This is a genomic window from Algoriphagus halophilus, assembly GCF_041729275.1.
GTDB classification, from domain to species: Bacteria; Bacteroidota; Bacteroidia; order Cytophagales; family Cyclobacteriaceae; genus Algoriphagus; species Algoriphagus halophilus_A.
This window is the reverse complement of sequence record NZ_CP146486.1, coordinates 3323157-3344095: the sequence shown is the minus strand read 5'-3', so window position 1 is coordinate 3344095 and position 20939 is coordinate 3323157. Positions and strand designations below refer to the sequence as shown.

21 protein-coding genes and 5 pseudogenes are annotated in these 20939 nt (G+C 45.2%); 1 reads left to right on the top strand and 25 read right to left on the bottom strand.

Going from position 1 to position 20939, the window contains the following annotated elements; genetic code table 11:
- Window positions 1-6: 6 nt before the first annotated feature.
- The 5 genes and pseudogenes from V8V91_RS17895 to aspS all read right to left on the bottom strand — a co-directional run bounded on the left by V8V91_RS17895 (window position 7) and on the right by aspS (window position 6781).
- Window positions 7-1479 (bottom strand): sodium:solute symporter family protein, encoded by a 1473-nt coding sequence (locus V8V91_RS17895; RefSeq protein WP_373396625.1) that lies wholly within the window; start codon window positions 1477-1479, stop codon window positions 7-9.
- A gap of 3 nt (window positions 1480-1482) precedes the next feature.
- A complete protein-coding gene (locus V8V91_RS17890; RefSeq protein ID WP_373396624.1) occupies window positions 1483-2253 on the bottom strand; it encodes a glucosamine-6-phosphate deaminase in 771 nt (256 codons plus the stop codon).
- 207 nt (window positions 2254-2460) lie between these two features.
- The gene (locus V8V91_RS17885; RefSeq protein WP_373400744.1) at window positions 2461-2781 is read right to left on the bottom strand and encodes a glycoside hydrolase family 95-like protein; all 321 of its coding nucleotides are present in this window, start codon (window positions 2779-2781) and stop codon (window positions 2461-2463) included.
- A 54-nt stretch (window positions 2782-2835) separates the two neighbouring features.
- Window positions 2836-4784: pseudogene (locus tag V8V91_RS17880) on the bottom strand (glycoside hydrolase N-terminal domain-containing protein); the annotation flags it as partial.
- A gap of 198 nt (window positions 4785-4982) precedes the next feature.
- Window positions 4983-6781, bottom strand: a pseudogene (gene aspS, locus V8V91_RS17875) (aspartate--tRNA ligase).
- Between the two features lie 328 nt (window positions 6782-7109).
- On the opposite strand from aspS, the gene V8V91_RS17870 reads away from it, so the two are divergent.
- The gene (locus V8V91_RS17870; RefSeq protein ID WP_373396623.1) at window positions 7110-8417 is read left to right on the top strand and encodes a peptidoglycan DD-metalloendopeptidase family protein; all 1308 of its coding nucleotides are present in this window, start codon (window positions 7110-7112) and stop codon (window positions 8415-8417) included.
- Window positions 8418-8575: 158 nt separating this feature from the next.
- On the opposite strand, the gene V8V91_RS17865 is transcribed toward V8V91_RS17870, so the two are convergent.
- The 20 genes and pseudogenes from V8V91_RS17865 to V8V91_RS17770 all read right to left on the bottom strand — a co-directional run.
- A complete protein-coding gene (locus tag V8V91_RS17865; RefSeq protein WP_373396622.1) occupies window positions 8576-8959 on the bottom strand; it encodes an OmpA family protein in 384 nt (127 codons plus the stop codon).
- A gap of 176 nt (window positions 8960-9135) precedes the next feature.
- Window positions 9136-9324: an OmpA family protein gene (locus V8V91_RS17860; RefSeq protein WP_373396621.1), complete on the bottom strand. Its 189-nt coding sequence runs from the start codon at window positions 9322-9324 to the stop codon at window positions 9136-9138.
- Window positions 9325-9616: 292 nt separating this feature from the next.
- Window positions 9617-10126, bottom strand: coding sequence for a hypothetical protein (locus V8V91_RS17855; RefSeq protein WP_373396620.1), 510 nt, complete (start codon window positions 10124-10126; stop codon window positions 9617-9619).
- A 71-nt stretch (window positions 10127-10197) separates the two neighbouring features.
- On the bottom strand, window positions 10198-10482 hold the full coding sequence (locus tag V8V91_RS17850) for a hypothetical protein (protein WP_373396619.1): 285 nt from the start codon (window positions 10480-10482) through the stop codon (window positions 10198-10200).
- 132 nt (window positions 10483-10614) lie between these two features.
- Entirely contained in the window at window positions 10615-10899 is a 285-nt protein-coding gene (locus V8V91_RS17845) for a hypothetical protein (RefSeq protein WP_373396618.1), read from the bottom strand.
- Between the two features lie 126 nt (window positions 10900-11025).
- Window positions 11026-12002, bottom strand: a pseudogene (locus V8V91_RS17840) (type IX secretion system membrane protein PorP/SprF).
- A gap of 63 nt (window positions 12003-12065) precedes the next feature.
- Window positions 12066-13907: a gliding motility-associated C-terminal domain-containing protein gene (locus tag V8V91_RS17835; RefSeq protein WP_373400743.1), complete on the bottom strand. Its 1842-nt coding sequence runs from the start codon at window positions 13905-13907 to the stop codon at window positions 12066-12068.
- A 152-nt stretch (window positions 13908-14059) separates the two neighbouring features.
- A complete protein-coding gene (locus V8V91_RS17830; RefSeq protein WP_373396617.1) occupies window positions 14060-15931 on the bottom strand; it encodes a beta strand repeat-containing protein in 1872 nt (623 codons plus the stop codon).
- 43 nt (window positions 15932-15974) lie between these two features.
- Entirely contained in the window at window positions 15975-16796 is an 822-nt protein-coding gene (locus V8V91_RS17825; RefSeq protein WP_373400741.1) for a hypothetical protein, read from the bottom strand.
- On the bottom strand, window positions 16793-17149 hold the full coding sequence (locus V8V91_RS17820) for a hypothetical protein (RefSeq protein ID WP_373400739.1): 357 nt from the start codon (window positions 17147-17149) through the stop codon (window positions 16793-16795). Before V8V91_RS17820 ends, V8V91_RS17825 begins: the two co-directional genes overlap by 4 nt.
- A gap of 452 nt (window positions 17150-17601) precedes the next feature.
- On the bottom strand, window positions 17602-17760 hold the full coding sequence (locus tag V8V91_RS17815) for a hypothetical protein (RefSeq protein WP_373396616.1): 159 nt from the start codon (window positions 17758-17760) through the stop codon (window positions 17602-17604).
- A gap of 113 nt (window positions 17761-17873) precedes the next feature.
- Window positions 17874-18356, bottom strand: a complete 483-nt coding sequence (locus tag V8V91_RS17810; RefSeq protein ID WP_373396615.1) for a hypothetical protein — start codon at window positions 18354-18356, stop codon at window positions 17874-17876.
- Between the two features lie 261 nt (window positions 18357-18617).
- Window positions 18618-18725 (bottom strand): annotated as a pseudogene (locus V8V91_RS17805) (hypothetical protein); the annotation flags it as partial.
- Window positions 18722-19195 (bottom strand): hypothetical protein, encoded by a 474-nt coding sequence (locus V8V91_RS17800; RefSeq protein ID WP_373396614.1) that lies wholly within the window; start codon window positions 19193-19195, stop codon window positions 18722-18724. The gene V8V91_RS17800 and the pseudogene V8V91_RS17805, both read right to left, overlap by 4 nt.
- Complete coding sequence (locus tag V8V91_RS17795; RefSeq protein ID WP_373396613.1) at window positions 19155-19319, bottom strand: hypothetical protein; 165 nt, start codon at window positions 19317-19319, stop codon at window positions 19155-19157. The genes V8V91_RS17800 and V8V91_RS17795 overlap by 41 nt, the downstream gene beginning before the upstream one ends.
- Window positions 19320-19324: 5 nt before the next feature.
- Window positions 19325-19603, bottom strand: coding sequence for a hypothetical protein (locus V8V91_RS17790; RefSeq protein WP_373396612.1), 279 nt, complete (start codon window positions 19601-19603; stop codon window positions 19325-19327).
- A gap of 159 nt (window positions 19604-19762) precedes the next feature.
- A complete protein-coding gene (locus tag V8V91_RS17785; protein ID WP_373396611.1) occupies window positions 19763-19969 on the bottom strand; it encodes a hypothetical protein in 207 nt (68 codons plus the stop codon).
- On the bottom strand, window positions 19956-20312 hold the full coding sequence (locus V8V91_RS17780; protein ID WP_373396610.1) for a hypothetical protein: 357 nt from the start codon (window positions 20310-20312) through the stop codon (window positions 19956-19958). Before V8V91_RS17780 ends, V8V91_RS17785 begins: the two co-directional genes overlap by 14 nt.
- A 101-nt stretch (window positions 20313-20413) precedes the next feature.
- A complete protein-coding gene (locus tag V8V91_RS17775; protein WP_373400738.1) occupies window positions 20414-20686 on the bottom strand; it encodes a hypothetical protein in 273 nt (90 codons plus the stop codon).
- Between the two features lie 177 nt (window positions 20687-20863).
- Window positions 20864-20917 (bottom strand): annotated as a pseudogene (locus V8V91_RS17770) (hypothetical protein); the annotation flags it as partial.
- Window positions 20918-20939 lie beyond the last annotated feature (22 nt).

The following is a 20939-nucleotide window of genomic DNA, read 5'->3' as shown; positions in this document are numbered from 1 at the left end:
TTATTTCTATTCTTTCGCGCTCAGATTTTTTAAAAGTTGTTCAACCTCTAAGGATGGTTCCTTCTTACTAAGCCAACCAGTTAGGGTAAATAGTAAAAACGAAACGATGGTAGGTGCACCAATTGTAATGGCTAAGGAATCTACAGGGAACAATTTGAGAAGTACAAATGTCAACAATCCTCCGAGAATAGAAATCACAGCAATTTTTCCATCACTTCGTTTAAATGAAGGCAATAATCCTAATATCATTGGAATTGCAATTGGTCCCAATAAGGCTGCAAACCAAGAAATAATCAAACCGATAACTCCCCCAAAATGAGATGAATTCAGTGCGGTAAGAATGGTGAGCAGGGTAAAACAAAAAGTCGTAATTCTGGCCAATTTCAATCCATTCTTTTTGGATAAATGTTTTAATCGAGGAAATAATATTGGAAGGATGTCTCTACTGATGACTGCTGAAATAGTATTGGAATCTGATGCAGTCATAGAAAGTGTATTTGCAAAGAGGGACGCCAAAATCAACCCTACTAGCCCCACGGGTAAAAATTCTAGGACCAATTTCCCATAAGAAAGAGTGGGATCTGCAAGATTTTCAAAAAATATTGGAGCAGCAAACATGGGATAGAACAATATCAAAGGCCATATGAAATACAAAAAGGAGGATAAAATTGCCGCCTTTTTCGCAACTGCTCCCGAGGAAGTAGAAATGAATCTGGTCGCTAAATTCCAGGTTCCTCCGCTATAACTGAAAAAATTAATGACCAACATCACTAATGCAAAACCCAAGGTATAGGGATCATGGAAAAACTGCGCATTTTCTTGAGGTAGCTTATCCCATAATGTAACTATCCCTTCTATTCCATCACCCAATTGAATAAGGATCATGACGAACATGGTCAGCCCAGCCAATACTTGGATTACAAATTGTCCCAAATCATTCCAAACATCTGCCCAAAGCCCACCAATCGTAATATAAATCAGAGATACAAACCCTACCAAGAGCACTCCAAAAGTGATGGAAGCACCAGAGAATACATTCAATAAAATGGCAATGGCTGCCAATTTCCCTCCAGTGTCAAATACTTTGATCAAAGTCCCAACCCAAGCAATTAATTGTTGCGTAGGTAAATTGTATCTCACTAAAAGGTACTCTGTTGGGGATTGGATTCCCGAAAGAATTCTGAGTCGTGACCAACGAGGTGCGATGTAAAACGCTGCCACCAAAACTGAAATACCTACCGTAAAGGCCCACCATACATAAATTGTAAATCCATGGGTGTAGGCTATGCCTGCATAGGCAACAAAAACTGCTCCGCTATAACCTGAAACATGGTGGGAAATACCAGATAACCACCAAGGCAATTTTCCTCCTGCCGTAAAAAAATCAGCCGAATTGTTCACTTTAAAATAAGCCCATACCCCAATGGATAAAAGCATCAGAAAATATAGAGCAAGAATAATCCAATCCAGTAATTCCATGTATCAATTGGTGTCGAAACGAGTAGGAGGAAGTTTACTTACGGCAGCAGTATCGAAATAAAATTTGCATCGTGGGTGCGTCCTCAAGATAGTGGCAGGACAAGCTTCAGAAAGTGGTCCGGTCAACGTATTTTTCACTGCTTCGCTTTTATTTTCACCCAAAACCACACAAAATAAATGATCTCCAAACATCAAGGCTGGAATCGTCAAAGTAAGCGCTGTTTTAGGAACATCATCTACACTTTCAAAGCACCCATCATGCACTTGTTGGGCTCTACATGCCTGGTCCAACTGTACTTTTTTGATTAATACAGGATCCTTAAAATTTGCTACGGGAGGATCATTAAAGGCAATATGACCATTCTCCCCTATTCCCAAGCAAACAATGTCAATTGGGGCTTTCATTAACAAATCTGAATACCGATTAATCTCCAACTCATGATTTACTTGGGTTTGTATTAAATGCACTTCTTTAAAAGGAACTTTGGAGAACAAATTCTCCTCCAAATACTTGGAAAAAAATTGTGTAGCATCAATGGGTAGACCGATGTATTCATCCATATGCATTGCCACTATTTTTTCCCATTTGATTTTGGAGGAGGCGGCTAGATAGTTCAACATCCCAGTTTGGGAAGGTGCCGCAGCAAATATCATCCTGATTTCTTCTTGTGTTTCCTGAAGATCTTCTATACACTTTTCCACTGCTTTTCCCGCAGCCTTCCAAGCTAAGTCTCTTGTAGAAAACACATGAATTTCCTGTTGAATTTCTTCCATCTAATTGAGATATCGGTACTTTCCCCAAACAGACCTAAAAGATTATTTGGGGCTATCACTTAAATATAAGATATCCTTATTAGTTCGGAAGCAAATTCATCATCCTATGATTTTAAAAGTTGGCTGAATTATAAATAGCTATACTATTAGATACCTCTCAAATCACTTTTCTCTTTAATAAATTGGATTTCTCTAGCTAAACTATCCTTATTTTATATTCACTAAGTAGGTAGCACCTTTTTCCGTATTGAAACTAACTACCCTTGGCTTATCATCAGAATTTCTAACTAATTCTTGCCCGTTCTCATTTTCTACACTTCCTCCTCTAGGAAGTAAAACTTTGCATTCTCCTCCTTTTTCTGATAAAATGGTGGCCTTGATTATTTTTCCAAAATCCCATTCAAAATCTACACTAAATCCACCTCGGGCTCTCATCCCTTTTACAGAACCCTTTTCCCAGGCATGGTCAGTAGGAAGGGCAGGCAATAAGCGAATTACCTCATCTTTACCATGACTTTGTAGAAGCATTTCTGAAATGCCGGCAGCTCCACCAAAATTCCCGTCAATTTGAAAAGGTGGATGTGCACAAAATAAATTCGCATAAGTCCCTCCATTACTCATGACGATTTTGGTCCCATCTCCTCCTGCAGGCTGCAGTAATTTTTTCAATAATAAAAGTGCATGATCTCCATCTCCTAATCTTGCCCAAAAATTGATTTTCCAGGCTCTGCTCCAACCCGTTCCCCCATCGCCACGCTGAATTAAAGTTTCCTTAGCTGCAGCTGCCAACTTTGGTGTGCCCCATTGGGTGATTTCATCATAGGGGTGCAGCCCATACAAATGCGAAACATGTCGATGATTTGGATCCGCATCTTCCCAATCTTCCAACCATTCATTTAAATCCCCATTCTTTCCTACTTGGTTAGGAGCTAATCGTTTCTTTTTATCCTTCAATTGATTGGCAAATGTCTCATCAATCCCTAAAATAGTTGCAGCTGCAATCGTATTCCCAAAAACCTCTCTGGTGATCTGCATATCCATGGTAGGCCCCATGACAGTATGTCCTTTGTAGCCATCCGGTTTTAGGTAGGTATTTTCCGGTGAATTAGAAGGTGCAGTAACCAAGTAATGATTTTCTGGCTCCTCAATCAACACTGAGGAAAGGAACTCTGCAGCTCCCTTTAAGACTGGATAATATTCCCTTAAAAATGCAGTGTCTCTGGTATACCTGAAATGTTCCCAGATATGCTCTGTCATCCAAGCTCCTCCTGTCATGGTCGATCCCCAGTTTGCTCCTTCTCCGGGGGAAGTGTAATACCAAGGATTACTGATCACATGTGCTACCCAGCCATCTGCATTGTAATACGCCTTGGCAGTTTTTTCACCATTTTGGGTCAAATTGGAAGTGAACTTTCTGATGGGTTCAGCCAAATCTCCCAAACCCATCGGCTCTGCCAACCAATAATTCATCTGAATATTGATATCCAAGTGATAGTCTCCATTCCAAGGTGCCTGATATTCAGTAGCCCAAATACCTTGTAAATTAGCCGGGAGTTGACCAGGCTGTGAAGATGAAATCAATAAATACTTCCCATAATTATAATAGAGCACCGGAAGCTGAGCATCTTCATTGCCTTCGGCAAACCTGGCCAATCGCTCCGGTGTAGATAAACCCTGTATCTCTGGATTTTGCTTTGTCAATTTAAAGCTATTACGATTAAAAAATGACTGGAAAGATTGTATATGCTTTTCATTTGCATTTCTGTAATCTACTTCGGCTACCAGTGCCTTCACTTTTCCGACAGGATCCCCTAGTGGCTTTTCTGGTAAATCAATGTTATAATCTGTAGCAGAGGCAATAACCAAATAACAAGTATCGGCTGCTTTTACTGTTAGATTTTGATCACCTTTCCAAACAGTCCCATTAATAGGAATCACGCTAAGAATAGCTGCATACTTCATCCCCGGAAGATCTTTATTAGGCAATTGCCCGCTTAGTAGAAGTTCCCTTTCATTCAACACGGAAACAGTTGCATATTCCTTTCTGGATAGCCCAAGATCAAAGTTAAGTTTTCCTTTTTTGAACTGGTTAGTTTGATGATCATCACGTCATCTGGAATACTGGAAAATGCGATTTGCTCGAATTCCACACCATCTCGCTTCCAGCTAGTAGTGGCGATAGCATTTTCCAGATCAAGAATTCGTAAATAATCAGTATATGCCTCGGTCGTATCCTTCCAAGTAATCCATAAATCTCCAAGAGTTTGGTAGCTACCATAATGTTCATTGGCTCCATTTCCAAACCCAGAACCAACTCCTTTACTGACAAAATGCTCTTGCAATAATGCTTCAGCCTCCTGGTTCTTTCCTTCCAACAATAGCTGCTGTATTTGCTTGAGGTATTGGTTTGCATTTTCCCGATCCGCATCCTGTACCCCTCCAGACCAAAGTGTTTTCTCATTTAATACTATTCGATCCCGATTGGGGTTTCCGAAGATCATTCCCCCTAAGTGTCCATTACCTATGGGCAAAGATTCTAGAAAATTGATCGCAGGCTGATCAAATTTGAGAGCTAAATCTGCACTTTGGGCTTTTGAAAATTGGGAGATTCCAACTAAAAAAAGATACTTAAAAAGTATCTTTGTAAAAAACTTATTGCAATCATTGAAAGGGTGGTTCTATTGAAAATACTAAATAATCCCCTTCCGCTTAGGTATCCTACCCGATTGCTAAAAAATAATACCGTAAACAAAAAAAGAGGCCGAAGCCTCTTCCCCTATTTTTAGATTGACCAAGATGGAGAGCTCTTTGAGTTGCTCGTCTGCAATGGTACTTGGTGAATCAATCATCACATCCCTACCAGAATTGTTTTTCGGGAAGGCGATGTAATCTCTGATGGAGTCAGAACCTCCGAAAATTGCACAAAGACGGTCAAATCCAAAGGCGATTCCTCCATGAGGTGGCGCTCCATACTCAAATGCCTCCATTAAGAAACCAAATTGCTTTTGTGCTTCTTCCTCTGTGAATCCTAGATGCTTGAACATCAATTGCTGCGTAGCCCTATCATGGATACGAATTGATCCTCCTCCGATTTCCACTCCATTAATTACCAAATCATAAGCATTGGCTCGAACAGCTCCGGGGTCGGAATCTAACAAAGGAATGTCCTCCGTTTTAGGTGAGGTAAATGGATGGTGCATGGCATGATATCTCTTCGTTTCCTCATCCCATTCTAATAAAGGAAAATCTACTACCCAAAGTGGCTTGAACACATTTCTATCTCTTAGACCAAGATCTTCGCCCATTTTAAGTCGAAGCTCAGAAAGTTGTTTTCTAACAATAGCTGTATCACCACTCAAAATCAACATCAAATCTCCAGGTTCTGCACCGAATTCAGTGGCCCAAGCTTGAAGATCTTCTTGTGTATAAAACTTATCTACCGTTGACTTGATGCTGCCATCTTCATTGTATTTGGCATAAACCATGCCTTTAGCTCCAATTTGAGGCCTTTTTACCCATTCTGTCAAGGCATCCAACTGCTTTCTGGTATACTCAGCTGCTCCTTTGGCACAGATTCCTACTACTAGTTCAGCACTATCAAAGATTCCAAACCCTTTTCCTTGAGCTACCTCATTCAACTCCACAAACTTCATATCAAATCGAAGGTCAGGCTTGTCATTGCCAAAATATTTCATGGCATCTGCAAAAGTCATTCTTTGAACTTCCTCCAGATCCACCCCCTTAACATTTGCGAACAAATGTTTGGTAAGACCTTCGAAAGTGGACAAAATATCTTCTTGCTCCACAAAGGCCATTTCGCAATCTATCTGTGTAAATTCCGGTTGGCGATCTGCTCTCAAATCTTCATCCCTAAAACATTTTACAATTTGGAAGTATCTGTCAAAACCAGATACCATCAATAATTGCTTAAAGGTTTGAGGGGATTGAGAAGTGCATAAAATTCTCCTGGGTTCACTCTGCTTGGTACCACAAAATCACGGGCTCCTTCAGGAGTAGATTTGATTAAAACAGGAGTCTCCACTTCCATGAAGTGCTGAGCATCCATGTATTTTCTGGTCTCCTGCATCATTTTGTGACGCAATTGAAGCTTCTCCCTTACCACATTTCTTCTCAAATCAAGGTATCGATATTTCATTCGAAGTTCTTCTCCTCCATCAGTCTCATCCTCTATAATAAAAGGGGGAACTTTTGCGGCATTTAAAACCTCCAACTTGCTCACTTTGATTTCAATGGATCCAGTTGGGATTTTATCATTTTTGGAAGTTCTTTCGATCACTTTACCTGAAGCTTGAACGACAAATTCTCTTCCTAATTCAGCAGCTTTTTCCAACAATTCCTTTTCGGAAGATTCCTCTTCAAAAATCAATTGGGTAATTCCGTATCTATCTCTCAAGTCAACCCAGATCAACCCTCCTTTATTTCGAACTCGCTGAACCCAGCCAGCTAGTGTTACTTCTTGGTCAGTATGGTCTAGGCGTAATTCGCCACAAGTATGCGTCCTCAGCATGATATTAGTTTTTTTGGGAGGTCAAAGATAAAGAATTGAGTTCTAGAACACCACCCTCTTTTTAAGATTCCTTACCATATTGAATAAAACTTTGTAGATTTTACTTCAAATTGCAGTAATCATTAAATTATCCTTAATTGAGAAGAGCGTTTTTTCCATTCCTTCCAAAAAACTTTCAGATTTCTTGATAAAATTTTTCAACTCCTATCAGCGTTGGCATTAAAGTTGGATTTGTTTTAACTTAAGGAAGTTCCCTCAAAACTTGGATTAAAGGCTCTTTTTTCCTTGCTTTAAGGTTATTCAATCATCCCATAAGATTTCAAAATAAATGAACAAAAGATGGATCGTTGTCGCATCTGTGGTTTTAACACTTGGTGCAGCAGCTATTTTCCAGCAGTATGGCAATTCGCCTGAATCTAATATCATGCAAGAACCTTTAGATGAGGTTCCTGTAGAGGAGGTCTCCAATGAGGTCTATTTGTATGGTATCAATGTGACAGGTCTTAATATAGTGGAAGGAACAGTCAGTAAAAACCAAACATTGGCCACCATTTTGGCTCCTTTCAATGTTCCTTATCAAATCATTGATGAAATTGCCAAAAAGTCAAAAGAGGTCTTTGATGTTAGAGGAATCGCTACCAACAAAAAATTTACTGTAATTACCCCTTCCGATTCTGCCCAAGCTCAATTTTTTATCTATGAGCCTAATCCTGCTGAATACGTGGTTTTTAACTTGGATTCGGTAGATATTTATAAGGCAGAAAAGCCAGTAGAATATGTTGAAAAGGAAATAGCCGGGGTAATAGAAGATCGAAGTAATTTGGCTGTGGAAATGTTGAAGCAGGATGTTAGCTACGACATTGTCGATCAATTTGCAGATTTATATGGCTGGTCCGTGGATTTTGGAGCACTTCAGCCAGGTGACAAATTCAAAGTAGTTTTTGATGTCAAAATGATTGATGGAAATGTAATCGGTGCTGGTGAAATCAAATTGGCATACATGGAACACAGGGGAGAACCTTTCCATGCGATTCCTTTTGAGCAAAATGGAGAAATGAATTTCTTTGATCAGGAAGGAAACAGCTTGAAGAAAGCATTCCTCCGGGATCCTGTAAAATACACTAGAATCAGTTCTCGTTATAACCTGAGAAGATTCCATCCTGTGCAAAAAAGATACAAAGCGCATTTAGGAACTGATTATGCAGCAAGTAGGGGCACAGAAATTCGTTCGGTAGGAGATGGAGTAGTTACCCATGCTACCTACACTTCTGCCAATGGTAATTATGTAAAGATCAAACATAACGGAACGTATACCACGCAATATCTTCATATGTCGAAGATTGCTAGTGGCGTGAAACCAGGGACTCGAATTAAACAAGGTCAAGTAATCGGATATGTAGGCAGTACAGGACTTGCTACAGGCCCACATTTATGTTTTAGGTTCTGGAAAAATGGAAAGCAAGTGGATTGGCTAAGAGAAAAAATACCACCTTCCGAACCAATATTAGCGGCTAATAAAGCAGCTTTTGAATCCACAAAATTCGAGGCTTTGAAAGTATTGGCCAACATTACCTACCCTGGAGAAACTCCAAAATTAGTAGCTGGAGTTGAGGAAATCCAAATCAGACTACTTTAAAAGCCAAAACGGATTGATTATTACATTCTTCCTTTAAAAAATGGGTTTCAGCTATCTGAAACCCATTTTTTATGTTCATAGGCTACAGCACATCCACTTTTTTCGTCTACCTGAGTAGGTGAACTGGGATTTTCCGACCCTCAGCTCAGTCCTTCTGTTCAGCTGGTGCATCGCAGGGGTACAGGTCCCGTCACTGCAGTCCTGAACCGGTCGTGTCTCCCCGAACCAGGCCTCTTCCATCCGTTCTCCTCGATCCCACGGTTGGTCAGGTAGGCCTTCACCGCATCCGCCCTTCTTTCTGACAGCTTCTGGTTGTAGGCATCCTCTCCCCGCTGGTCAGTATGACCCTCGATGTACAGCATCAGGTTCGGCATGCGCTTCAGCATGATCGCCGTACGTTCCAGCTCCTTCTTGTGCACGTTTCTCAGCATGCTCTTGTCAAAGTCAAAATAGATCGTCGGGATCTGAGCGATCTCATCCTGGATCTGGCTGAACAGGTCCTCCGGATCACAGAAGTCCTTGCCCTTCAGCTCCTCGGGCATCTCATATTGCTTGCTCGGATCCGGAATGCCTCCAGTACCAGTTCCGATCTTCGGTTCAGCTGGTGGGCTGACCCGCACACGGGAACCCCTGTCCCCACAGTCGTTGATCAGCTCCTGCCCCCTTGTCCCATCCACTGGCACGCCCGGCAGGGATCTCGTACTGTGCCATGTATTGGTCACCGCTGTTCCGCACGGCTGTTCGACAGCTTGATGTTGTATTCCTCACTCGCCCTGGAATCCGTGTGGCTGCCCACCAACAGGTCCAGGAACGGATAGCGGCCCATCAGTTCGGCCAGCTTGTCCAGCACCGGCTTGGCATCCTCACGGATCACATACCTGTCCAGGTCGTAGTACACGATGTCCACGTATACCGGCAACTGGTAATGGATCGGATCAGCTGGTATTCTCGCTTCAGCGTGTCCCCCCAAAGCCTTTTGTGGTGATCTCCTCGTCGGTGATGCTGAAGTAGCCCGGCTTGCTGATCTTGATCCCAAAATCGCTGCTGTCCGGCTCCAGTTCCAGTCAGTTCCCCTTGGGGTTTCTTTGGGTCTGCACGTTCCCGTTATGGGTCTTGTCCCGGAGCGTGGCCAGGTAGCTGTCGCTGATCACCACTCCCTCGCAGTCGATCACACGCGCCACAAACTGCTTGTACACCCTTCACACTGTAGATGTCATCCAGTCCCATTCCTCCCTTTCGGTTCGAGGATAGTAGACCTCCGGTCTGCCCTCTTCCTGCTCCACTTCACGGTAGCCGAAGTCATCGGCCATCGAGTTGATCGGGGAGCCCATGTTCTCCACGTTCGTCATCCCCGTAGCACTGTAGTCCGCCATGAAGATGTCCATGCTCTCTAACCCACGGTGGCCCGTGGAACTGAAGTAGAATTTATCCCCGTTACGGAACGCATGGGACTCGTTGCCCGGCGTGTTCACCGTCGCCCCCAGGTTCACAGGAGTCCCGAAGTTCATGTTCTCGTCGTATTCCGAATAATACAGGTCCGTGCCACCAAGGCCGCCCGGCATATCAGAGGTGAAGTACAGCCGCTTGGCCGCCTCGTCCACATACGGGTTCATCACCGCATAGCCGATCGAGTCGCTGAACGGCACCGGGGTAAACCCTTCCAGCGTTCCGTCTTCGTTCACCTTGCTGTAGTAGATCTCAGGCTGCACTGTGATCTCACGAAAGTCTCTTCCTCACCTTGGTGATCCCGCGGGTCACCGAATAGAACAGCAGTCCCTGTTCACCGCGGGCTCGATCCGGCACTATAGGTGTCAGGAACGTTCGATACCACTTCGCTCACGTTCCCATCCCCGTCCTGTCTGTACACACTGAAGTACTCCCGGTCCGTATAGTCCTGTTTCTCCTCACCGAAGATCTTGTTCCTCCCGTCGATACGGATGCCCGGCATCTTGCTCGGATACGTCCCCCCACGGTCGGAGGTGAAGTACCTGTTCCCGTTCCCGTCCTTGGCCAGCGTGAAGTCAGAGCCCGAACTGTTCAGACCTTCCACGCCTTCCACTTTCACCTTCCGCTTTCCTGTAGCTTCAGCAGGGCAGCGACCTGGATGCTGTCCGCTCCAACGCCCTTCGATTCCAGTACCGCACGGGCCTCGGACATCCGGTCGGTCAGCTGCGCATAGCGCAACAGCTGCATATAATCACCCGGTGTCGCCTCCTCGTATTCTCCCTACCGTCGTCTTCCACCAGTCAAATGTGTTGTCATAGTCCCGCAGCACCTCATAGGCCTGAGCCGTCTTCTTTGCCGTCTCGTAGTTCGGCTTCTTCGCGTAGGCTTCCTGGTACACCTCTACGGCATGCTGGAAGTCTATCAGGTCCATCTGCTCATCGGCATATCGCACCTTCCGCTTCTGTGCCTCTACGGTCCCTATCGTGCCAAATATCATTGCCGAGGCAATACTCAATATCGTCAATGTCTTTTTCATTGTGATTGCTGTTGATTTTTATTGGCCACATGGAATCTCGCCTACCAAAAATCGTATCCAAAATAAGCTTTTCTTGTGTAGCTATGATATTGGGGCTGCCTTGCTCATGTTGGCTCGATTTCATCATCAGAACCATCTTTGATTATTCATTATTGCTTTCCTCGGTATCATATAAAAGCCTACGGATAACTCGTGGGAGTTATTGTTGTAGCTGTTCAACACGTTCAGGTTATGGTCATAAGCATAGCCCAGTCTGAGCCTGTCCGTGGCAAAGATTTCAATTATCGCCGCAACTGCATTTCGGTTGTTCAGGTTTTCCGGAAGGTTGTCCGTCCAAATTTTTAAGTTCGATCGATAACTCCTCCAAGCCAAATTCTATCATAGAATAGAAACATTGCGTTCAGGTCATAATTCATCGGAGCCCCTTTGACTTCCCTGATCAAAAAGCTGGGCTTTAATTTTACCACAGTACTTAGATCAAACAAATAACCTGCTGTCAAATAATAGTGAAAATCATGATATGCTAAAGCAACATCCTCTTTCTCCAAAGACTTCTTTCCTATCATATTGTATATACTAAAACCTGCGTAGAATCGCTCGTTATGAAAAAACAATCCCGTATTTAAATTAGGGGCAAACAAATTGATCCGGCCATCCGGAATCTCACTATCGGGATAATCATTGGGATCCAATAAACTCCCGTCTATGGAATACTGGGAAAATCCTGCGCTGGCACCCAATCCCAACCAACTCTTTTGCCCGGTCTGGATTCTGTAGGCATAAGTCAGAAGCCCTCCGGTGGTACGGGCAGGACCCAAATTGTCACTCAGAAAGGAAACCCCAAATCCCATTGTCCCTTCATTGGCTGCAAAGTCAGCGGTTACTGTAAATGTCTCAGGTGCTCCGGGAAAATTTATCCACTGGCTTCGATAAGTGCTCTGTATATAGGGTTCTCCCTTATATCCAGCATACCCCGGATTGATATGCAACCCATTGAACATATATTGACTGAACTGGGGAAGCTGCTGGCACATAACCTCCCTCACACCAAATATTAAGGTGAGAAGGAAAGAGATGTATATGATTCTAAAATTCATTTTCATATCAATTAGCTCATAAGGCCAGTTTAACATTTGTTAAACCCATAACAGGACAGCTCACAGGTCTCAGTTTTTTATGACCTGGATCCATCCTTTATACTCATGGGTATCACCGTTTCTGTCTACCGTGGTCAATATGTAGAAATAAGTCCCTGCTGTTTGACCCTCGGCATCCCAATCATTTTGATAATTTTCCGTTTCGAAAACATGATCACCGTTCCTGTTGAAGATAACAATCTCGTTGCTAACAAACTTGCCAAGTCCCTGGACCTCAAAAGTGTCATTGTCCCCGTCTTTGTTCGGAGTGATCACATTTGGAATACGGAATGGTAAAATCTCATTTACATCATCGTCTTGGTTATTTGAATCATCTGTATCAGTTTCAGAAGAATTGACTTCAACCAAGTTTGTTATCAAACCAGCATCTCCAGCTCTCACTTGAACTGAAATAACCAATTCACTGTCTGCTGCAAATGCTGGAATATTCCAAGTCAATTGGCTACCAATGGCATCAAACGTAAACTCTGTATTTCCGATATTGGAAACTACCTCGTAACTCAAATAAGTAACATTTTGTGGTAGATTATCTATCACGACAACATCAGTTGCATTCACTCCACCAATATTCTTAATCGTTATCTGGTATCCAAATTCATCTCCTTCGAAGATCTCTGCCTCAAAAGATGTCTTTTCTACTGATAGGTCTACATCATCAGGAACAGTGAAGCATCTTACTCCATAATCAAAATTGAATTTGGTTGGATTCTCTCTGCTCACAGAACCAGTCTGAACCAAAGGAGTCGTTACTTCACATACCAAGGCAGCTAAATCTTGGGTATCCAATACTCTACCAGATGGATCCGGTAGAACTTTCACCAATCCAGAAGCACCAAATGCCAAGGCCTCACTATCGAATACCGGATCAGGAACCAAGGTCACTTCGTATTCCCCGTATGGAAGAGGTTGGGTCAGAATATGTCTCCAGTATCCAAACTGATTAACTGATTCTCTTGCCTCATATCCGTTCGGTCCTTTGATCAGGATATTTTCCCCTCCAGGATTTCCAAAGCCAGCTTTATTCAACTCGCCTTGGTTTTCATCTCCTTCATAGCTTCCATCTCCATTGAGATCAATCCATTCCCAATTGGAAATGCTTATAGATTGCCCTGATGTAATAGTGTTTTTAGTAACCTCTCCATCATCATTGGCATCAAACCACTCATTTTCCTTTCCATCTCCATTGAGATCATACCATATAAATCCTCTCAATGATGGATTTTCTACAGCAGTTGCAGAACCTGCTCTTGCATATCTAAAGTCAACAGGATTATAAACGCATGGCTCAACAGTGATTGAAGCCAAATCTCCATCAATAGCCCGCAGACCTTTGGTGACTTCTAGATTTTCATCCAATACTTTGATCGTATAGTCACCAATCCCAATGCCTTTAAATTCATATCTGCCTGATGCATTCGTAATGACAATCAAGGTATCTCCTTGGGTGTTTTCTCCCGGAAGAAGGATTACTGGAACGTTAGGAAGACCTTCCAGACCAACGATATTGTAAAGGAGACCAGTAACTAATGTCTCTCCATTACAAGAAACTTCTGTTATAGCATCATCGTCACCAGCCAATGGATCACCTCCAACAGGATTAGGGGCTGTTACGTAGGCAATATTTACAATTGTATTATTGGTGGCAACATCTGCCTCAGTCACGGTGTATGTCGTCTCAAAATCAATTGATTCTTGAGGACTCAGGCTAGGAATCGTCGTATCAAAACCTGTCAATGGATCCGTTATCTGAACATCAGTTAGTTCTACATTTCCAGTATTTGTTACTGTCAATGTATAAATGATTACTTCACCGCGTGCAATGACAAGATCTTTGTCGGCTGTTTTAGTAATCTCAATAGCCGGTTTAGCATCTGTAGTTACGATAACTGTATCATTTGCTTCGACATCATTACCAGATGGGTCTTGTGCATTAACTGAAGCAATATTAGTAATGCTTCCAGCATCGAGATCTACCTGTGTTACTGTATAGGTTGGGGTGAATGTTACGGACTCTCCCGAGCCAAAACAGAATTTGTCTCCACCAAACCTGTTAATGGATCTGTTGTAAGAACATTACTTAAGGTCGTGTTTCCAGTATTGCTTACAGTCAAGGTATAGGTAATCACATCACCTTCTTGATCGTAAGTAGTGACATCAGCTACTTTCGTCAGTTCAATGCTAGAGGAACGGTTTGCAGTCACTGTCGATGTCGCAGTATCGCTCAAATTGGCGTTGGTGGCATCAGTTGCAGTCACTGTCGCAGTATTGACTACCTGACCCACATCAATATCGCCTTGTACAATCGTATAAGTTTCTGTTACCGTCACCACTTGTGCTGGCGTCATTGAACCGATTGCTTGATTCAATCCAGTTAATGGATCGGTTAATGTTACATTATCCAAAGTTTCATTGCCAGTATTGCTTACAGTCAAGGTATAGGTAATCACATCACCTACTTGATCGTAAGTAGTGACATCAGCTACTTTCGTCAGTTCAATGCTAGAGGAACGGTTCGCTGTCACAATCACAACCGCAGTATCGCTCAAATTGGCGTTGGTGGCATCAGTTGCTGTCACTGTTGCTGTATTGACTACCTGACCCGCATCAATATCGCCTTGTACAATCGTATAAGTTTCTGTTACCGTCACCACTTGTGCTGGCGTCATTGAACCGATTGTTTGGTTCAGTCCCGTTAATGGGTCGGTCAAGTTTACATTATCTAAAGTTTCATTGCCAGTATTGCTTACAGTCAAGGTATAGGTAATCACATCACCTATTTGATCGTAAGTAAAGACATCAGCTACTTTCGTCAGATCAATGCCAGAAGACTGGTTCGCATTCACTGTCGCTGTCGCAGTATCGCTCAAATTGGCGTTGGTTGCATCCGTTGCTGTTACTGTAGCAATGTTCACTACTTGGCCCGCATCGATATCAGCTTGGGCAATTGTGTAAGTTTCAGTTACCGTCACCACTGCTGTAGGAGCCATCGTACCGATAGCTTGGTTCAGTCTGGTCAATGGATCGGTCAAGGTCACACCGGTTAATGTTTCATTGCCTGTATTAGTTACGGTCAAAGTATATGTAATTACATCGCCTACCTGGTCATAGGTCGTCACGTCTGCCGTTTTCGTCAGATCAATTCCAGAGGACTGGTTTGCAGTTACAGTCGCAGTCGCAGTGTCGCTCAAGTTGGCGTTGGTTGCATCCGTCGCGGTAACTGTCGCCACGTTCACTACCTGTCCCGCATTGATATCAGCTTGGGCAATTGTGTAAGTTTCAGTTACCGTCACCACTGCTGTAGGAGCCATCGTACCGATTGCCTGATTCAATCCGGTCAACGGATCCGTCAAGGTCACACCGGTTAATGTTTCATTGCCTGTATTGGTTACGGTCAAAGTATATGTAATCACGTCGCCTACTTGATCATAGGTCGTTACGTCTGCCATTTTCGTCAGATCAATTCCAGAGGACTGGTTTGCAGTTACAGTCGCAGTCGCAGTGTCGCTCAAGTTGGCGTTGGTTGCATCCGTTGCTGTTACTGTAGCAATGTTCACTACTTGGCCCGCATCGATATCAGCTTGGGCAATTGTGTAAGTTTCAGTTACCGTCACCACTGCTGTAGGAGCCATCGTACCGATTGCCTGATTCAATCCGGTCAACGGATCCGTCAAGGTCACATTGTCCAGAGTTTCATTTCCGTTATTGGTCACAGTCAAGGTATATGTAATCACATCACCCACTTGATCGTAAGTTGTTACATCTGCTGTTTTCGTCAATTCAATTCCAGAGGACTGGTTCGCTGTCACAGTCGCAGTCGCAGTGTCACTCAAATTGGCATTCTTTGCATCCGTTGCGGTCACTGTCGCCACGTTCACCACTTGGCCGGCGTCTATATCGCTCTGAACAATTGTATAAGTTTCAGTTACTGTTACCACCTGAGCCGGTGCCATTGAACCGATATCCTGGTTCAGTTCCTGTCAATGGATCGGTTACCGTCACATTGTCCAGGGTCACATTGCCTGTGTTCTCCACTGTCAAAGTATACGTGATCACATCACCTACTTGATCGTAAGTGGCTACATCTGCTGTTTTCGTCAGATCGATGCCGCCAGTCTGTAACGCAGTTACAGTCGCAGTCGCCGTGTCGCTTAAGTTGGCGTTGGTTGCATCAGTTGCTGTTACTGTAGCAATATTCACCACTTGACCTACATCGATGTCTCCTTGGGTTACCGTATAACTTTCTGTCACAGTTACCACCTGGGCTGGTGCCATCGTACCGATTGATTGATTCAATCCAGTTAATGGATCGGTTACCGTTACATTGTCCAAGGTCACATTGCCTGTGTTCTCAACAGTCAAGGTGTACGTGATCACATCACCTACTTGATCATAATTAGAGACATCAGCAGTCTTGGTCAGATCAATGCCTGGATTCTGAACTGCGGTCACGGTGGAAGTCGCTGCCGTTGACTGTGCTGCCGTAGTCGGATCTGTTCCCGTTGCGCTCGCCGTATTGATCACCTGACCCGCGTCAATATCCTGTTGAGTGATCGTGTAAGCCGTTGTCCTCACTGCCGTGGCAGCCGGTGCCAAAGTACCCACGTTATCATTCTCGCCTGTCAGCGGATCGGTCACCGTCACATTGTCCAAGGTCACGTTGCCTACGTTCTCAACAGCCAACGTATACGTGATCACGTCGCCTACCGCATCGTAAGTCGATACATCTGATGTCTTGGTCAGATCAATGCCTGATTCAGAGTAGCTGTGACCACATCACTGTCCTTGGCAACTACCTGTAGGTTGGCAGGAGTGGTCGCAGCCACATTTGCCGTGTTGTTCAACAACCCGTTGTCCACATCTGTCTGGTCAACCGTATAGCTTGTACTCAGCGTCTGTACCTGACCCGGGGCAAGCTGGCCGATATTCTGGTCCAATCCGGTCAACGGATCCCGTACTTCCACATCGGTAAGTGTCACGTTGCCGGTATTGGTCACCGTCAGTTCATATGGAATCACATCCCCTGTCGCCGTATAGCTCGGTACCTGTGCCTGTTTATCAATCTTTATCGCCCCTTTTCTCAAGGCAATCGCCACCGCATTGTCCTTGTCACTCACTTCCCTGCTCCTGTATTATTCTCCTTGCCCGTTGCCGTGGCCACATTATCTATTCGACCGCCATCTATATCGCCTTGCGTGACGGTATTTCGTCGGAACTGTCGCTGTTTCATTCGGCAACAGGGTGCCAATGGCTATATTAAGTCCCGTCAGGTTATCATCCACCACAATATCGGTAATCGTGATATTGCCGATGTTGCTGACTTCAATCTCATAATTGATCACCTTGTCCTGGCTGGGAATAGGTCTTGTTCACCGCGGTCTTCCTCACCTCGATCGCTCCTAAATCCTCCGATGTGATAAAGGCACGGTCTATCGCTTCTACCGTACTATTGTCCGGAGCCGTACCGCTTACCGTTGCCGTGTTTATAATAAACCTTCCGTCAATATCCGACTGGGTCAGCGTGTACGTCGCGCTGAAGGTCTGACTGTCACCAGGCAACATCGTGCCGACTGACTCGATTATATGGAATCCTTGGGTCATCCAACACCACATTGTCGATCGTCACATTCCCTACATTGCTGATCGTAAACTCATAGTTCACCACTTCCCCCGCATTCACAAACACCGTTGGGCTCGCTGTCTTCACCAGGTCAAGAACTGCCGCTCAACCGGGCAACAACACATCATCCACCGCCGTGATCGTACTCTGATCCGGTAAGGTGCCTTCAGCTGTCACCTCGTTCAACAGATCCCCGCGGTTCAGATCCGCCAAGGTAACCGTATAGCTCGTCTTGAAGGTTTCCTGGCCTGACCCGGAACCATCGTCGGAACCGTCCTGGTGAAGCCCGTCAGGTTATCTGTGACCACTACATCTGTCAGGGTCACATTGCCCTTATTCTCTACTTCCAGAGTATACCTGATCACTTGGCCATCCAAGAAATAGAAATTCCTGTCCGCGGTCTTGGTGATTTCCAGAATAGGAGTCTGTACCGCGGTCACCGTGGCTGTTGCCACAGTTGATTGTGCAGCCGTTGTCGGATCAGTTCCCGTCACGCTCGCCGTGCTGATTACCTGGCCTCCGTCAATATCCCCTTGGGTGATCGTATATGTCGTCGTCCTCATTGCCGTGGCTGCCGGTGCCAAAGTACCGATTACCTGATTTAATCCTGTCAATGGATCGGTTACCGTCACATTGTCCAGGGTCACATTGCCTGTGTTCTCCATCAAAGTATACGTGATCATCACGTCGCCTACCGCATCGTAAGTCGATACATCGGATGTCTTGCTCAGATCGATACCGGCTGTCTGCACCGCAGTCACCGTAGCAGTTGCTGCCGATGACTGTACAGCCGTAGTCGGATCAAGTCCCGTTACGCTTGCCGTGTTGATCACCTGACCCGCGTCAATATCCTGTTGAGTGATCGTGTAAGTCGTTGTCCTCACTGCCGTGGCAGCCGGTGCCAAAGTACCCACGTTATCATTCTCGCCTGTCAATGGATCGGTTACCGTCACATTGTCCAGGGTCACATTGCCTGTGTTCTCCACTGTCAAAGTATACGTGATCACATCACCTACTTGATCGTAAGTGGCTACATCTGCTGTTTTCGTCAGATCGATGCCGCCAGTCTGTACCCAGTTACAGTCGCAGTCGCCGTGTCGCTTAAGTTGGCGTTGGTTGCATCAGTTGCTGTTACTGTAGCAATATTCACCACTTGACCTACATCGATGTCTCCTTGGGTTACCGTATAACTTTCTGTCACAGTTACCACCTGGGCTGGTGCCATCGTACCGATTGATTGATTCAATCCAGTTAATGGATCGGTTACCGTTACATTGTCCAAGGTCACATTGCCTGTGTTCTCAACAGTCAAGGTGTACGTGATCACATCACCTACTTGATCATAATTAGAGACATCAGCAGTCTTGGTCAGATCAATGCCTGGATTCTGAACTGCGGTCACGGTGGAAGTCGCTGCCGTTGACTGTGCCGTAGTCGGATCTGTTCCCGTTGCGCTCGCCGTATTGATCACCTGACCCGCGTCAATATCCTGTTGAGTGATCGTGTAAGTCGTTGTCCTCACTCGCCGTGGCAGCCGGTGCCAAAGTACCCACGTTATCATTCTCGCCTGTCAGCGGATCGGTCACCGTCACATTGTCCAAGGTCACGTTGCCTATGTTCTCAACAGCCAACGTATACGTGATCACGTCGCCTACCGCATCGTAAGTCGATACATCTGATGTCTGGTCAGATCAATGCCTGGATTCAGAGTAGCTGTGACCACATCACTGTCCTTGGCAACTACCTGTAGGTTGGCAGGAGTGGTCGCAGCCACATTTGCCGTGTTGCTCAACAACCCGTTGTCCACATCTGTCTGGTCAACCGTATAGCTTGTACTCAGCGTCTGTACCTGACCCGGGGCAAGCTGGCCGATATCTCCTGGTCCAATCCGGTCAACGGATCCCGTACTTCCACATCGGTAGTGCGTCACGTTGCCGGTATTGGTCACCGTCAGTTCATATGGAATCACATCCCCTGTCGCCGTATAGCTCGGTACTCCAGGTGTTCGTTTATCAATCTTTATCGCCCCTTTTCTCAAGGCAATCGCCACCGCATTGTCCTCGTCACTCACTGCTCCTGTATTATTCTCTCATCTGCCCGTTGCCGTGGCCACATTATTCATTCGACCGCCATCTATATCGCCTTGCGTGACGGTATAGCTCGTCGGAACTGTCGCTGTTTCATTCGGCAACAGGGTGCCAATGGCTATATTAAGTCCCGTCAGGTTATCATCCACCACAATATCGGTAATCGTGATATTGCCGATGTTGCTGACTTCAATCTCATAATTGATCACCTCGTCCCGGCTGGGAATAGGTCTTGTTCACCGCGGTCTTCCTCACCTCGATCGCTCCTAAATCCTCCGATGTGATAAAGGCACGGTCTATCGCTTCTACCGTACTATTGTCCGGAGCCGTACCGCTTACCGTTGCCGTGTTTATAATAAACCTTCCGTCAATATCCGACTGGGTCAGCGTGTACGTCGCGCTGAAGGTCTGACTGTCACCAGGCAACATCGTGCCGACTGACTGATTATATGGAATCCTTGGGTCATCCAACACCACATTGTCGATCGTCACATTCCCTACATTGCTGATCGTAAACTCATAGTTCACCACTTCCCCCGCATTCACAAACACCGTTGGTCGCTGTCTTCACCAGGTCAAGAACTGCCGCCTGGAATCCGGGCAACAACACATCATCCACCGCCGTGATCGTACTCTGATCCGGTAAGGTGCCTTCAGCTGTCACCTCGTTCAACAGATCCCCGCGGTTCAGATCCGCCAAGGTAACCGTATATAGCTCGTCTTGAAGGTTTCGGCCTGACCCGGAACCATCGTCGGAACCGTCCCGTGAAGCCCGTCAGGTTATCTGTGACCACTACATCTGTCAGGGTCACATTGCCCTTATTCTCTACTTCCAGAGTATACCTGATCACTTGGCCATCCAAGAAATAGAAATTCCTGTCCGCGGTCTTGGTGATTTCCAGAATAGGAGTCTGTACCGCGGTCACCGTGGCTGTTGCCACAGTTGATTGTGCAGCCGTTGTCGGATCAGTTCCCGTCACGCTCGCCGTGTTGATTACCCGGCCTCCGTCAATATCCCCTTGGGTGATCGTATATGTCGTCGTCCTCATTGCCGTGGCTGCCGGTGCCAAAGTACCGATTACCTGATTTAATCCTGTCAATGGATCGGTTACCGTCACATTGTCCAGGGTCACATTGCCTGTGTTCTCCACTGTCAAAGCATATGATCACGTCGCCTAC

Excerpts from the sequence above, each read along its gene's own strand:
- V8V91_RS17895 (WP_373396625.1), bottom strand. The coding sequence starts at position 1,479 with ATGGAATTACTGGATTGGATTATTCTTGCTCTATATTTTCTGATGCTT.
- V8V91_RS17890 (WP_373396624.1), bottom strand. The coding sequence starts at position 2,253 with ATGGAAGAAATTCAACAGGAAATTCATGTGTTTTCTACAAGAGACTTA.
- V8V91_RS17885 (WP_373400744.1), bottom strand. The coding sequence starts at position 2,781 with ATGCTTCTACAAAGTCATGGTAAAGATGAGGTAATTCGCTTATTGCCT.
- V8V91_RS17870 (WP_373396623.1), top strand. The coding sequence starts at position 7,110 with ATGAACAAAAGATGGATCGTTGTCGCATCTGTGGTTTTAACACTTGGT.
- V8V91_RS17865 (WP_373396622.1), bottom strand. The coding sequence starts at position 8,959 with ATGCCCGAGGAGCTGAAGGGCAAGGACTTCTGTGATCCGGAGGACCTG.
- V8V91_RS17845 (WP_373396618.1), bottom strand. The coding sequence starts at position 10,899 with ATGAAAAAGACATTGACGATATTGAGTATTGCCTCGGCAATGATATTT.
- V8V91_RS17810 (WP_373396615.1), bottom strand. The coding sequence starts at position 18,356 with ATGATCACGTATACTTTGATGGAGAACACAGGCAATGTGACCCTGGAC.